A 13,727-nucleotide genomic window follows, 5' to 3' on the forward strand; every position below is an offset into this window, starting at 1 on the left:
TTCCCAGGCGTCGCAAAGCAAACTCCCAGACGGAGGAGGTCTACTGGAGGAGATCGGAAATTCGGCACCACCGCACCTGCGCCTTTCGAGGAGGAGTTACGCGATGAGCGCGGCTAGCGAGCCCACACCTGGCGATCGGCCGACGGCCGACGACACGACCGAGGGTCTGCGGCCACCCGCCGCCCCGTACGGTCAGCCGGGCGGCTACCCGCCGCCGGCGCCATACCCTCACCCGGCCGCCCAGGCCGGTCCGCCGGGGTACCCGGCACCGCAGCAGGGCGAGACCTGGTACCAGGGTCAGCCCATCTACCAGCCCGGCTACGCCACCCCGGGCGGTCCGCACGGCGCCCCGCAGGAACAGCCGACCATGTGGGGATGGCCGCCGCAGCAGCCGAGCGGCCCCTGGGGGCCACCGCCGCCGCCGCAGCAGCAGCGTCCGGTTACCCACCGGATGCCCGTTCTCGTCGCCGTCGGCTGCCTGCTGATCATCGTGGCCATGGTGGCCGGGCTGCTCGTCGGTCGCGCGGTCTGGCAGCCGGATTCGTCATCGAACGCGGGCGGCCCGACCAACGACGGGTCCTTCCCCGGCGTCAACGGCCCGGGCAACAACCAGGGCATCGGCCCCGGCAACCAGGGTGGCCCCGGCAACCAGGGCCAGCCGAACAACCCGGGCGGCCCGGCCAACGCCGCGGACATCGCCAACGCCGTGGACCCGGGCCTGGTGGACGTCGTCACGCAGCTCGGCTTCCAGGGCGGTGAGGCGGCCGGTACCGGAATGGTGCTGTCCTCCAACGGCGTCGTGCTCACCAACAACCACGTGATCCAGGGCGCCACCGCGATCAAGGTGACCGACATCGGCAACGGGAAGACCTACGACGCGACGGTGGTCGGGTACAACCGGTCCGACGACGTCGCGGTGATCCAGATGACCGGCGCCTCCGGGCTGAAGACGGTGTCCACCGGCGACTCCTCGAAGGTCAAGGTCAACGACCAGGTGCTGGCGATCGGCAATGCCGGCGGCACCGGCGGTACGCCGAGCGTGGCCGGCGGTACGGTGACCGCGCTGAACCAGGCGATCACCGCGAGCGATGAGTCCGGCGGCGGTTCGGAGCAGCTCACCGGCCTGATCCAGCTCAACGCGGACGTGCAGCCGGGCGACTCGGGCGGCCCGCTGGTCAACGCCGACGGCAAGGTGATCGGCATGGACACCGCGGCCTCGGCCGGGTTCCAGTTCCAGGACCAGGGCAACCAGGGCTTCGCCATCCCGATCAACCAGGCACTGTCCATCGCCAACCAGATCCGCGCCGGCCATTCCTCGGCCGACGTCCACATCGGAGCCAGCGCGTTCCTCGGCGTCGAGGTCTCCACCGGAGACCAGAGCGGCCAGGGTGGCCAGGGCGGTCGGGGTGGCCGGAGCGGCACCAACAGCAACGCGGCGATGGTGGCGGGCGTGGTGAACGGTTCCCCGGCCGACCAGGCCGGCCTGGAAGAGGGCGACACGATCACGTCGCTCGGCGGCAAGACCGTGGACAGTGCCACCACGCTGACCACCCTGATGACCCAGCACCACCCGGGCGACAAGGTCACGCTCGGCTGGACCGACCAGGAGGGACAGTCGCACTCGGCGACAGTCCAGCTGGCCACCGGTCCGGCGTTCTGAACGGACGCACCGCGCACCACACCGTGGGCGCCCACCGCAGGTCGGTGGGCGCCCACGGCCGTGTACGCGTGATCTCTCGGGGCCGGCGGCAGGCTCAGGTGGGCTGGCGCGGAGCGGGGATGCGGGTGGTGCCCGGTGCCGGGCGTACCCAGACGTTCGCGCCCTCGGCCAGGTTCAGTGCCTCGCTCTGGCCCCGGGTCAGCTGCGCCCAGCCGCCGGTGTCACCCAGTTCGGCGCGGACCTCGAAGCCGATGCGTTGCAGCCGGGTCACCTTCGCCGGCACCGCGTCACCGACCGGATCCGTGAAGACCTCGATGTCGTGCGGGCGGACCAGCTGACCGTCCAGCGTGGTCACCGGGCCGAGGAAGGACATCACGAACGGGTTGGCCGGCCGGTCGTAGAGCTCGTCGGGCTTGCCCACCTGCTCGACGCGGCCGTCGTTGATGACCACGATCTCGTCCGAGACCTCCAACGCCTCCTCCTGGTCGTGGGTCACGAAGACGGTGGTCACGTGTACCTCGTCGTGAAGGCGGCGCAGCCAGTCGCGCAACTCCTTGCGGACCTTCGCGTCCAGGGCTCCGAACGGCTCGTCCAGCAGCAGCACCTTCGGCTCGACCGCCAGCGCGCGGGCGAGCGCCATCCGCTGCCGCTGCCCGCCGGACAGCTGGGCCGGCAGCCGGTCGGCGAACTGCTCCAGGTGGACGAGTTCGAGCAGTTCGTTGACCCGCTTGCGGATCTCGGCCCGCGGTCGCTTGCGGATCTCCAGGCCGAACGCCACGTTCCGGTACACCGACAGGTGGGTGAACGCGGCGTAGTGCTGGAAGACGAATCCGACGTTGCGATGCCGGGGCGCCAGCCGGGTGGCGTCCGCACCGTCGATCTCGACCGTACCGGTGTCCGGCTTCTCCAACCCGGCGATGATGCGCAGCAGCGTCGACTTGCCGCCGCCGCTCGGTCCCAGCAGCGCGGTCAGCGCGCCGGTACGCATGGACAGGTCGATGTTCTCGAGCGCGACGAAGTCGCCGAAGCGCTTCCCGATCCCGTGTACCTGGATACCCATTCAGCTTCTCCTTCTCCGCCGGATCCACGCCGACAGGAGGATCGCGGCGAAGGCGACGATGATGAGCACGAACGTGATCGCGTACGCCGCGTTGTAGTTCAGTTCGTTTTCCACCAGGTTCCCGACCCGCAGCGGCGCTGTCTCGGTCTGCCCCTCGATGTTGTTCGACACGACGAGTACGGCGCCGTACTCCCCGATGCACCGGGCCAGGCTCAGCACGACCCCGTAGGTGAGCGCCGCGCGGATGGTCGGCAACGTGATGCGGCGCAGCCGGGTGACCGCGCTCGCCCCCAGCGACGCGGCGGCCTGTTCCTGCTCCATGCCGGACTGCTCCAGCACCGGAACGAGGGCGCGCACGACGAGCGGCAGTGACACGAACACCGTCGCGACGATCATCCCCGGCTTGGCGCCGATCATCGTGACCCCGTGGTGCTCCACGAACGGTCCGAGCCAGCCCGTCGGCCCGAACACCAGCACCAGGGCGAGCCCTACCACGATCGGCGAGACGCTGACCGGCAGGTCGACGAACGCGCTGAGCAGGCGACGCCCCCAGAACCGGTACCGTGCCAGCAGCACGGCGACGGCGACGCCGAACACGGTGTTGATGACGACCGCGGACAGCGCGACGATGCCGGTCATCTGGAACGCGTGCAGGGCCTCCGGCGAGTCCAGCGCGGCGAAGAACACGTTCAGCCCAGGCTGGAAGGTGCGGTACAGGATGACGGCGACCGGCAACAGCACGAGCAGTCCGACGTAGACCATCGCCACGCCGCGCAGCACCAGGGAACCCGGCGTGCGGGCGGCCCGGGCCGGCTCCCTGGCGCTGTGCGGCGCGGGAACCGGTCGCGTCACCGGTGCGACGGTGTCAGCCACGGCGGGCCACCCTCCTCTGCAACACGTCGATGAGCACCAGCACCACGGCACTCGCGGCCAGCAGGACCGTCGCGATGGCGGCCGCCTGCTGGGTGGAGACCGCCGCGTTGTCGGCGTCCTGGAGCTTGCCGTAGATGACCGAGGAGGCGATCTCGGTCTTGAACGGGAGGTTGCTGGAGATGAGGACGACCGACCCGTACTCACCGATCGCGCGGGCGAACGACAGCACCGCGCCGGAGATGATGGCCGGCATGAGCTGCGGCAGGGCGATGCGGCGGAAAATCACCGGTGCGCTGGCGCCGAGCGACGCGGCGGCCTCCTCCGCCTCCCGGTCGAGGTTGAGCAGTACCGGCTGCACCGTGCGGACGGTGAACGGCAGGGTGACGAACAGCAGTGTGACGAGCAGTCCGGTGCGCGTGCCGACCAGGCTGACGCCGATCGGGCTGTCCCCGCCGTAGAGCGCGAGCATCACCAGGCCGGCCACGATGGTGGGCAGCGCGAACGGAATGTCGATGACCATCTCGAAGATGCCCGCGCCGGGAAACCGCCCCCGGACGAGCACCCAGGCGACGATCGTGCCCATCACCGCGTTGATGACCGCGACGGCCACCGACAGCGTGATGGTCAGCCGCAGCGCGGCGGCCGTCGCGGGCTGTGTGATCGCGTCGGCGAACGCGCTCCAACCGCCGTCGAACGCCTTGCCCAGCACGGCGGCGAGCGGGATCAGGACGAGCAGGCTCATCCAGAGGACGACGACGCCGAGAGTGGTCCCCGATGCGCCGCCCAGCCGCAGCCCGGTCTTGGCCCGCGGGCGGCGGCGCGGCCCGGCGCCCCCGGCGGGCACCTCATCGAGTGCCGCCGGGGGCGCGTGAACGTCGGTTGTCATCCGGACCTCAGCCGGACCCTTCGATCTTGGTGACGATGCCGTCGCTGGCGAAGAACTTGTCGTTCACCGCGCTCCAGCCGCCGAGCTGTTCGATCGTGGCGATCTTCTGCGGGTTGGGGAACGGATTGTTCGGGTCGTTCGCGCCCTCGACCGGGCCCGGGTTCGTACCGGTGATGACCGGCCGGAATCCCTTCTGCGCGAAGACCGTCTGGCCGTCGACGCTCTGCACGTAGTCGAGGAAGTTCTTCGCCGACGCCGACGCGTTCTTCGTCACCGCGGCCGGATTCTCGATCAGGAAGCTCTGCGCCGGTACCACGTAGTCGATCGACTGGCCGGCCTGGCGGGCGTCGATGGCCTCGTCCTCGTAGGAGATCAGTGCGTCGCCGGTGCCGGACGTGAACTGGGTCGTCGCGACCGCGCCGCTGGAGGCCCGGACGACCACGTTCTTGAAGAACTTCGTCAGGTAGTCCTTCGCCTGCGCCTCGGTCCCGCCGTTCAGCAGCACGTGCTCGTAGGCGGCCAGGATGTTCCACTTGGCCGAGCCCGACGTGGCCGGGTCGGGGGTGACGATTTTGACGCCGGACTTGACCAGGTCATCCCAGCCGCAGATGTGCTTCGGGTTGCCCTTGCGGACCGCGATGACCACCACCGAGTCCGAGACGAGCCCCTTCGTCGGGCCGGAGTCCCAGCCGTCGGCCACCTTCGACGGGACCAGCTTGGTCAGGTCGGACCCCACCGAGAAGCCGACATAGTCCGCCTTCTGCCCACCGGCGACGTTTTTGCTCTGCGTGCCGCTCGGGCCGTAGGAGGACTTGAACGTCACCCCGGAACCGGCCGGGGTCTTCTGGAAAGCCGAGCTGAGCGCGTCATAGGCCGGCTTCGGCACGGAGTAGGCGACGATGTTCACCGTGCCGCCGGCACTCGCCGCCGCTGGCGGCGCGGACGGCGCCGCGATCGTCGGCGACCAGTCGCCACTCGTGGTGGTCGGGCAGGTGAACGACCCCGCGCCGCCCCCCTGCGCGCCGGCCGTCGACGAAGAGGAGCAGGCGACCAGTCCCGTCATCGTGGCCAGTCCGGCGATGACCACCGCACCCGCCCGGGTGCGGCTCAATCCCACATTCAGCACGGATGCTCCTCTGTTGACGCATCTTTTCGATGTAGTCGATCGGGCTAGTAGAGAATAGCCCACGAGCAGCGGCTGGTCGCCTCCCCCGTATTCACGATGTGCACCACATCCGTACGGCTCGCGCTCGCGTCGCCGTCACCCGGCCACGTCACACCGCCACGGCCACGGCCACGGCATTGGCAGCGGCAGCGGCAGCGGCAGATTTTGGCACCGCGGTGACTCCAGGCCAGCTGTCGGCTACCCGGCGCAACGTCAACGGCTCGGCGCGCGTGTCCTCCATGACTCGAAGCCAGAGATTCGACGGGGGGAATCGCGGTGACCGTTTCCGATGCCACGCGCCTTGCCCGGCCCGCGCCGGACCGGCCCGGCACCCTGCCTGCGGCCGTGCTCGCACTGCTGGCGGCGTTCGGCGTCGGCGTGGTCGCCCAGGGCGGTTACTACCCGCCCGGGCGGGTGGCGGTCACCGCGCTGGTGGCGGTCGGTCTGGTCGCGACCGTACCGGGACTGCGCCGGGGTGTACCCGCCTCCGCCGAAGACCCGCTCCGGCCGCGCCCGGCCTGGCCGAGGTCGCTCGCGGACGGGTGGCCGGTACCGGCGGCGTGCGCGGCGCTGGGCGGATGGGCACTGGTACGGGCCGGCAGCGCCGGCGGGTACCCGGCCGCGGCCGGTGCGGTGGCCACGCTGTTCTGTCTGGCCGGGGCGTTCCTGGTGCTGCGCGGTACCGGGCCGGATGTCGCCGAGCGCGTCGCCGGGGTGCTGGCCGGCGCCGGTGCGCTGGTCGCGGTGACCGTGTGGCTGGGGGTGGCCTGGCGGTTGCCGCGCTTCGCCGTCCCGGTGGACGCGCAGTTGTGGCGTGGCGCCGGCACGCTCACGTACCCGAACGCGGCCGCCGCGCTGCTGGTTCCGCTCGCCCTGCTGGCCGTCGCCGCGGAAACTGCGGCCGTACCGGGGACTACAGCCTCACCGGGGGCCGCGCCTCGGTCGCCTGCCCGCGTGGCCATCCGGTACCTGCTGCTGGTCGGGGTCGGCGCGACGCTGAGCCGGGCCGGGTTGCTGGCGCTGGCCGTCGGCCTGATCGTCCTCGCCGTGCTGGCCGGTGCGGCCGGCGTCGGCGAGACGGTCCGACGCGCGGCAGGCCCGGTCGTCGGTGCCGCCGTCGCGACCGCCGCGCTCGCGCCGTCCTTTCCGGTCCGGGCGCAGCCGCATCCGGTTCTGGCCGCCGCGGGCCTCCTCGCCGGTGCCGCCGTCGCGCTCGGTGCCGAGTTCCTGCCGCGCCGGGTGCGCGCCGCGGCCCTCACCGCCGCGGCGGTGCTGCTCGGTATCGCGGTCTCCAGCAGGCTCGGCACCGGCGCGGCTCAGGACTTCCTGCGCGACCGGTGGAGCCTGTCCTCGTCCGGGCGCAGCGGTGCCGCCGGTGCCGCCGTCGACCTGATCGCCGCCCGGCCGCTGACCGGTACCGGAATCGGTCAGGCGCGGTTCCTGTGGCGTACCCCGGACGGCAACGGGCAGATCGCGCTGTACGTCCACGACGAGTACCTGCAGACCCTGGTGGACCTCGGCGCGATCGGTCTCGCGCTGCTGCTCGCCCTGCTCGGCGCGATCGTGTTCACCGTGCGCCGCGGCCGGGCGTTCCCGCACCGGCCGGGAGTCCGGGCCGGTGCCGTCGCGGCACTCGCCGCACTCGCCGCACACAGCGGCTTCGACTTCCTGTGGCACGTGGCGGTACTCCCGCTGTGCGCGGGGCTGTTCCTCGGCCTCGCCTCGCCGGCCACCGGAGGAACACCCGACACCTTTCACGAAGGGGAACCGGTATGAAGCTCAACCGCCCGGCCTGGCTCGGCACGTCTGCCGCCGCGCCGCGACCCAGACCAGTCGCCCGTCGACGCACGCAACTGCTCGCCGCCGGCGCCATCGGCGTGGGCGCGGTGATCGCCTTCGCCCTGCCCGCGGGCGCCGCCGTGGTCAACCAGTCGCCGCCCGCGCCGGTACTGAAGCTCGGCAAGACCGCCACCCTGGAAGCCAACGGCGCGGTGGTCTTCGCACCGGTCACGATCACCTGCCCGGCCGGAACGAGCCAGTACCTGACGGTCGCGGTCACCGAGAACGTCGCGGGCGGGTTCATCGCCAGCGGTGCGGCCAGCCTCGACGTCGACTGCACCGGCCAGTCGCAGACAGTCCGCCTGGCGGTGACGCCGACCCAGCGCGCGTTCACGAAGGGTGTCGCGTTCGGCCAGGCGAGCATCGACGTCTGCGGCCCGTACTCCTGCAAGCCCTTGAGGGACCAGCACGAGATCCAGATCGTCAAGTCGTAACATCACCCACCTGGCGGGGCGCGGGCCGATCCACGGTCCGCGCCTCCGGCGTACCGGCGGCACGCGGCGGCGAAGCACAGTCACCAGCCGTGCGGCATCCACCCCTTGACCGGCCCTCAACTGTCCTCTCGGGCGGGTGGTACGTGCTGTGCCACGAGCCGTCGAGGCCGTAGGGTGGCACAGACGCCGCCGACGAGAGGGGGGACCGTGACACTCGTAACCGTCACCAGCCAACCGGTGGGTGGCGAGGAGATGACGCCGGAGCTGCTACAGACCGCGGCCGGCATGTTCGGCATGCTCGCCGCCACCGTCCGGCTGCACATCGTGTGGTTGCTCGCGCACGGCGAACGGGACGTCGGTTCGCTGGCCGAGGAGGTCGGCGCGACCGCTCAGGTGGTCAGCCAGCATCTGGCCAAGCTGCGACTGGCCGGGCTGGTGCACGCCCGTCGTGAGGGCCGGCGGCAGGTCTACCTGGTGGACGACCGGCACCTGGTGATGATGGTCCGGGAGATGGTGGCACACCTGCAGGGCGACGCGCTCCAGGGAGGGGCACGTGGCGTCAGCGCCTGACCTGGCGCCGATGACCGCTTCGCCCACGGCAGACCAGCCGATCGCACCATCGAGTCCGTTGCCCGCTGTGCCCGCACGGCTGCACCGGCTCGCGGCCATGTCGCCGCTGCAGGTCCTGCGCCTGGTCGACTCCTCGCTGTCCGGACTCGACGAGCCGCAGGCGCAGTTGCGGGCGCAGCGCGACGGGGAAAACGGGCCGGCCGCGCAGCGCCCGTACGGTTGGCCGCAACGGCTGCGGCGCGCGATGGTCAACCCGTTCGTGCTCATCCTGTTCTGCCTCGCCGCGGTGTCGGCCGCCACCGAGGACCTGCCCGCCGCGGCTGTCATCATCACGCTCGCCGCGATCAGCTGCGTCCTGCAGGTCCGTCAGGAGCAGCGGGCCGACCAGGCGGTGGCCACGCTGCGCGCGATGGTGGCGCGGACCGCCACGGTGGTCCGGCGCGCCCGGCCCGGTGGCCGGTCCGTGGCTCGCGAGGTGCCCACCGATCATCTGGTACCGGGCGATGTTGTGCGCCTGGCCGCGGGCGAACTGGTACCGGCCGACATCCGGCTGCTGCGCTCCGGCGACCTGATGGTCAACCAGGCGCTGCTGACCGGCGAGTCGTTGCCCGCGTTCAAACACGCCACACTGGACGGTCTCGAGGTCCACGACGCAGCCGGGCATTCCCGCCATCCGGCGACCCTGTTCGACGACCCTCGGCTGTGCCTGCTGGGCAGCATGGTCATCGGCGGCTCGGGCACCGGCGTGGTGGTCGGGACCGGTACCGACACCTATGTCGGCGAGACCCGGCGGAGCCTGCCCCCGCGCGGTGAGACGGCGTTCGACCGCGGCGTCCGCGGCGTCTCGCGCACGCTCATCCGGGTGATGCTCGCCGCCGCGCCCGCGGTGCTCGCGGTCAACGCGCTCGCCCGGGAAAACTGGCCGCAGGCGTTCCTGTTCGCGATGTCGGTCGCGGTCGGGCTCACCCCGGAGATGCTGCCCGTGGTGACCACGACCGTGCTGGCCCGCGCCGCGGCCCTGCTGCGGGCGCGCGGGCTGATCGTCAAGCGGCTGCCCGCGATCCACAACCTGGGCGCGATGGACGTGCTGTGCACGGACAAGACCGGGACGCTGACCCAGAATCGCACCACGGTCGCCTGCCACCTCGACCCGGCCGGCGTCTCCGACCGGTCGGTGCTCGGCTGGGCCGCCCTCAACAGCCAGATCAACGCCGACCGGCTCGGACCGCTGTTCTGCGACCCGCTCGACGAGGCGCTGATTCGCCGGGCCGACGAGCTGGGCCTGCGGATCGACGACGGGCTGTCGCCGGTCGAGGCGTTCGGCTTCGACGTGGCGCGCCGGCGGGCCACCGTGGTGGTACGCCGGACCGCCGTGCCGGGCGCGGACACCGTGATCACCAAGGGCGCGGTCGAGGAGGTACTCGACTGCTGCACCTGGGTACGATCCGGCGGGGTCGACCGTCCACTGTCACCGGACGAACGGCTCCGCCTCGACGAACTGGCCGCCTCGCTGTACGACGCCGGGGTGCGGTTGCTGGCGGTCGCCATCGGTGACCGGTACGGCCGGCGTGGCGCGGTCGGCGAGCGGGACATGACGCTGATCGGGTTCATCGGCCTGCGCGACGACCTGCGCAACGGTGTGCCGTCGGCGCTGGCGGCGCTGGCCGGCCAGGGGGTGAGCGTCAAGCTGGTCACCGGCGACCATCCGCAGGTCGCGGCGCGGATCTGCCGGGAGGCCGGGCTGCCGCCGGGCAGGCCGGTACGCGGCAGCGAACTGGACCCGCTGGACGACGCCGCGCTCGCCGACCTCGCCGAACGCACCACGATCTTCGCGCGGGTCGACCCGCACCAGAAGGCGCGCATCGTCACCGCCCTGCGCAGCCGCGGGCACACGGTGGGATACCTGGGCGACGGGCTCAACGACGCGTCCGCGCTGCGCGCCGCCGACGTCGGGGTGTGCGTGGAGAACGCGGCGCCGGTCGCCCGCGCGTCGGCCGATGTGATCATGGCCAGCAAGGATCTGGCCACGCTCAGCGGCGCGCTCGGGCTGTCCCGCCGCGCGTTCGTGAACATCATCAAACACATCAAGATCACGGTGTCGTCGAACGTCGGCAACGTCACCGCGGTGGTGGCCGCCGGAGCGCTGCTGCCGTTCCTGCCGATGTTGCCGCTGCAGATCCTGGTGCAGAACCTGCTGTTCGACGTCTCCCAGCTCTGCCTCGCCTTTGACCGCGCCGACGATGGCGGCAACAGCCGGCCGCGCACGTTCGACAGCGGCGACCTGCTGCGGTTCGTGGTCTGCTTCGGCATCCTCAACTCGCTCGCCGACCTGGCCACGTTCGCGGCGCTGCGGCACGTGCTCGGCGCCCACCTGAGCCCGTCGGCTCAGGTGCTGTTCCACACCGGCTGGTTCGTGGAAAACCTGCTCACCCAGGTCCTCGCGGTGCACCTGCTGCGCAGTGACGGCAGCCTGCGCCGGTGGTCGTGGGCGAGCCGCCCGGTCCTGGTGGCCTCGCTCGCGATCGTGGTGGCCAGCCTGGCGCTCACCGCCGGGCCATTCGCCGGGATACTCGGCTTCCGGGCCCTGCCGCCGGCCTACTTCGGCTGGCTGGCCGTGGTGCTGGCCGCGTTCTGCGTGACCACGCTCGCCGGCAAGTTCGCCTACCAGCGGGCGGTACGCAGCTGGCTGTGACAGGCCGACGGGTGCCGGCGCGGCGCGACCCGTCCCGAACGCGGACAGCGCTCGGGACGGGTCGGGACCCGTGGTCAGGAGTTCGGGTCGGCAGAGGAGATCTCCGACAGCATCGACGTCTCGTCCCGATCGATCGCGATCTCGCCCAGCGAGAGCACGCCAACGAGCTTGCCGTCGTCGACCACCGGAAGCCGCCGGATCGCCGCCTTGCGCATCAGCGTCTTGGCCTGCTTCACCTCGTCCTCCGGCCGCACGGTCACCAGGTCGGTGCTGCAGATCTGGCCGACGGTCATGTTGCCGGGCTGTGCGGTCTCGGCGACGGCCCGCACCACGATGTCGCGGTCGGTCACGATGCCGACCGGCTTCATGGCGTCCACCACGATCACGTCACCGATGTCGGCATCCCGCATCAGCCTCGCGGCCTCGGCCAGAGTGGCGTTCGACTGTACCGTCACGGCCGAGTCCACCATGATTTCCTGTACCAGCTGTGCCATGGCTACCCCCTCTTGATGTCACTCTGAGGGCGTACCCCTGGCACCTACCCACAAACGGATCTTGGCCGATCCCGGGCCGGCTACCGGCCCTGGCGCTCCGGCTGTCCGGAACGCCCCGGCAGCTCCCACACCGAGGTGCGCCTGACCCGCACGCCCTCCAGCACCCGGGGAACCGGCACCTCGTAGGTGGCCGCGAGCGCGAACAGTTCCCGCCGCAGGAACTTGCGCTCCGGGTCGCCGGCGAACACCCGGCCGCCCCGCCGGGCCACCCGCCGCAGGAAATCGGTCATCCGGTCGGACATCGCCTTGCTGTAGAAGGCGTCCCCGGCGAGGACGACGTCGAAGCCGGCCCCGTCGCCGTCAATGACATCGGCCACCACGCCTTCGACGCTCACCGCGTTCGCCTCCGCGTTGCAGCCGACCGCGGCCACCGCCAGCGGATCGATGTCGACCGCCCGGACGTGGACGGCACCGGCCCGCGCCGCCGCGATGGCCACCAGCCCGGACCCGGTGGCCACGTCCAGCACCCGCCGCCCGGCGACCGTGTCGGGGTTGTCGAGCAGGTACCGGGCCAGCGCCTGCCCACCGGCCCAGGCGAACGCCCAGAACGGCGGCGGCTGGTCGCTGTGGTACTCCCCCTCGGACAGCTCCCAGAGCCCGATCGGCTCGTCGGCCTGCCGCAGCCGGATCTCGGGGACGAACGCGACCGGGGCAAGCGCGGTATTGGCCGTGACGAAGGCGATCTGATCGGCGTGCACGGTCCGAATTCTCCCGCCTCGCCCCGCTGCGGTGGCGGCGGGGTCGCGGCGCCGGGTCACGGCCGTCGGGCCACAGCCGTCGGGCCACAGCCGCCGGGTCGCGGCCATCGGGTCCGGCCGGCCGGCGGGCCGGTCGCTGATCGGGCGGCGCGCGATTAATCCGGCCCGCACGGGTAACGCGGACGGGGAAGAAGTCCCGTTTGTCGGGGACCGCCTGACCGGCGTGGTACACGACTGATCTGGGTCGTGGCGCGGCGTCAGACGCGCCGAGCCAGACTAGTCGGAACCGGGAAAGGAGCGGACGTGGTCGCTGCCCCTGGCGCCGGGTTCCGTGCCGGGTTCGGTGCGCGGCTCCGTGTGGCATTCCGCCGCGGGTACCCGGCCGTCACCGCCACGCTGGCCGCCGCACTGGCCGGCGCGCTGGTGCTGGCCGTACCGGCATGTGGCACCGGCCGCCGCGCCCAGCCCAGGACGGCCGGGGCGCCGCAGGACATCCGGAGCACCCTGCTGCGAGATGCCGCGACCGGACTGTGTACCGCCGAGAACGCCCAGGAGATGGGGGTGGCTCGGCTGGGCCAGCTGTACGGCGCCCGCCCGGCCGAGTTCGTGGCGGTGCACCGGACCGAGTCGACCGCGCGGCACAAGCTGCGCGACGGGCTGGCGGCCCTCGCCGCGACCGGGGTGGACCGGGCCACCCTCGGCACCCTGGTGGACGACCAGGACGCCGTGCTGGAGACCCGTGCGCACCTGCTGGACGTCGTCGGGGACCAGCCGGCGGCCGGCAAGCTGGGGTTGATGACCGGGCCACCGAAGGTCGTGCGCGCGTACCGGGACGTGGTCCGCGCGTACGTCGCCTCCGGGCGTGACTTCCTGTCCGCCGGCCTGGCCGCGTGCGCCACTCCGATGATCACGGTGCTGGACGGCCCGGGGCAGGACGAGGCGTCGGCGGCCACGGTCGAGTTCCGGATCGCGGCGGCGTGCCGCACGGTCGGGTACACCGCGCGCGCCGCCCGGCCGGCCGAGGCGTTCCCGGGTACCGCGACACTGGGTACGGTCGTGCAGCCCGGTACGCACAAACCGAACGACACCTACGACGGCTCCAGCGGCCCGGTGTCGCCGCCGGCCGGCGCGGACGAGGTGGTCGTCCTGACCAGCTCCCACTATCCCGTCGACTCCGCCACCTGTGCGCCGCCGAAGCCGGCACCGACGCCGAAGCCGACCGCGACCGCGACCGCGACGGCGACGGCGACGGCGACGGCGACGGCGACGGCGACGGCGACGGCGAGCTGACCCGAC

General features: G+C 72.0%; 12 protein-coding genes. 6 read left to right on the forward strand and 6 right to left on the reverse strand.

Features of this window, described 5'->3' with window-relative positions; translation table 11 throughout:
- Window positions 1-103: 103 nt before the first annotated feature.
- On the forward strand, window positions 104-1,660 hold the full coding sequence (locus Raf01_RS30440; protein ID WP_203921490.1) for a S1C family serine protease: 1,557 nt from the start codon (window positions 104-106) through the stop codon (window positions 1,658-1,660).
- Between the two features lie 94 nt (window positions 1,661-1,754).
- Here the strand turns inward: Raf01_RS30440 and Raf01_RS30445 are convergent, their stop codons facing one another.
- From Raf01_RS30445 to Raf01_RS30460, 4 genes are read right to left on the reverse strand one after another with little or no spacing between them, the layout of a single operon-like run.
- Complete coding sequence (locus Raf01_RS30445; RefSeq protein WP_203921491.1) at window positions 1,755-2,720, reverse strand: sulfate/molybdate ABC transporter ATP-binding protein; 966 nt, start codon at window positions 2,718-2,720, stop codon at window positions 1,755-1,757.
- Window positions 2,721-3,593: a sulfate ABC transporter permease subunit gene (locus tag Raf01_RS30450; protein WP_239134057.1), complete on the reverse strand. Its 873-nt coding sequence runs from the start codon at window positions 3,591-3,593 to the stop codon at window positions 2,721-2,723.
- On the reverse strand, window positions 3,586-4,479 hold the full coding sequence (gene cysT / locus Raf01_RS30455; protein ID WP_203921492.1) for a sulfate ABC transporter permease subunit CysT: 894 nt from the start codon (window positions 4,477-4,479) through the stop codon (window positions 3,586-3,588). The genes Raf01_RS30450 and cysT overlap by 8 nt, the downstream gene beginning before the upstream one ends.
- A 7-nt stretch (window positions 4,480-4,486) precedes the next feature.
- On the reverse strand, window positions 4,487-5,605 hold the full coding sequence (locus Raf01_RS30460; RefSeq protein ID WP_203921493.1) for an extracellular solute-binding protein: 1,119 nt from the start codon (window positions 5,603-5,605) through the stop codon (window positions 4,487-4,489).
- Between the two features lie 315 nt (window positions 5,606-5,920).
- Here Raf01_RS30460 and Raf01_RS30465 point away from each other — a divergent pair, with 315 nt between their 5' ends.
- The 4 genes from Raf01_RS30465 to mgtA all read left to right on the forward strand — a co-directional run bounded on the left by Raf01_RS30465 (window position 5,921) and on the right by mgtA (window position 11,179).
- Window positions 5,921-7,420, forward strand: coding sequence for an O-antigen ligase family protein (locus tag Raf01_RS30465; RefSeq protein WP_203921494.1), 1,500 nt, complete (start codon window positions 5,921-5,923; stop codon window positions 7,418-7,420).
- On the forward strand, window positions 7,417-7,917 hold the full coding sequence (locus Raf01_RS30470) for a hypothetical protein (protein ID WP_203921495.1): 501 nt from the start codon (window positions 7,417-7,419) through the stop codon (window positions 7,915-7,917). The genes Raf01_RS30465 and Raf01_RS30470 overlap by 4 nt, the downstream gene beginning before the upstream one ends.
- A 207-nt stretch (window positions 7,918-8,124) precedes the next feature.
- Entirely contained in the window at window positions 8,125-8,487 is a 363-nt protein-coding gene (locus Raf01_RS30475) for an ArsR/SmtB family transcription factor (RefSeq protein ID WP_239134058.1), read from the forward strand.
- A 67-nt stretch (window positions 8,488-8,554) separates the two neighbouring features.
- A complete protein-coding gene (gene mgtA, locus Raf01_RS30480) occupies window positions 8,555-11,179 on the forward strand; it encodes a magnesium-translocating P-type ATPase (protein WP_239134064.1) in 2,625 nt (874 codons plus the stop codon).
- A 74-nt stretch (window positions 11,180-11,253) separates the two neighbouring features.
- Here the strand turns inward: mgtA and Raf01_RS30485 are convergent, their stop codons facing one another.
- Both Raf01_RS30485 and Raf01_RS30490 read right to left on the reverse strand, forming a co-directional pair.
- Window positions 11,254-11,673, reverse strand: coding sequence for a CBS domain-containing protein (locus Raf01_RS30485; protein WP_239134059.1), 420 nt, complete (start codon window positions 11,671-11,673; stop codon window positions 11,254-11,256).
- 80 nt (window positions 11,674-11,753) lie between these two features.
- Complete coding sequence (locus Raf01_RS30490) at window positions 11,754-12,431, reverse strand: class I SAM-dependent methyltransferase (protein WP_239134060.1); 678 nt, start codon at window positions 12,429-12,431, stop codon at window positions 11,754-11,756.
- Between the two features lie 303 nt (window positions 12,432-12,734).
- On the opposite strand from Raf01_RS30490, the gene Raf01_RS30495 reads away from it, so the two are divergent.
- Window positions 12,735-13,721 carry a hypothetical protein gene (locus tag Raf01_RS30495; RefSeq protein ID WP_203921497.1) on the forward strand — a complete coding sequence of 329 codons (987 nt, stop codon included), beginning with the start codon at window positions 12,735-12,737 and terminating at the stop codon, window positions 13,719-13,721.
- Window positions 13,722-13,727: the final 6 nt, after the last annotated feature.

Source organism: Rugosimonospora africana (genome assembly GCF_016862975.1).
Lineage (GTDB): Bacteria > Actinomycetota > Actinomycetes > Mycobacteriales > Micromonosporaceae > Rugosimonospora > Rugosimonospora africana.

Excerpts from the sequence above, each read along its gene's own strand:
- Raf01_RS30440 (WP_203921490.1), top strand. The coding sequence starts at position 104 with ATGAGCGCGGCTAGCGAGCCCACACCTGGCGATCGGCCGACGGCCGAC.
- Raf01_RS30445 (WP_203921491.1), bottom strand. The coding sequence starts at position 2,720 with ATGGGTATCCAGGTACACGGGATCGGGAAGCGCTTCGGCGACTTCGTC.
- cysT (WP_203921492.1), bottom strand. The coding sequence starts at position 4,479 with ATGACAACCGACGTTCACGCGCCCCCGGCGGCACTCGATGAGGTGCCC.
- Raf01_RS30470 (WP_203921495.1), top strand. The coding sequence starts at position 7,417 with ATGAAGCTCAACCGCCCGGCCTGGCTCGGCACGTCTGCCGCCGCGCCG.
- Raf01_RS30485 (WP_239134059.1), bottom strand. The coding sequence starts at position 11,673 with ATGGCACAGCTGGTACAGGAAATCATGGTGGACTCGGCCGTGACGGTA.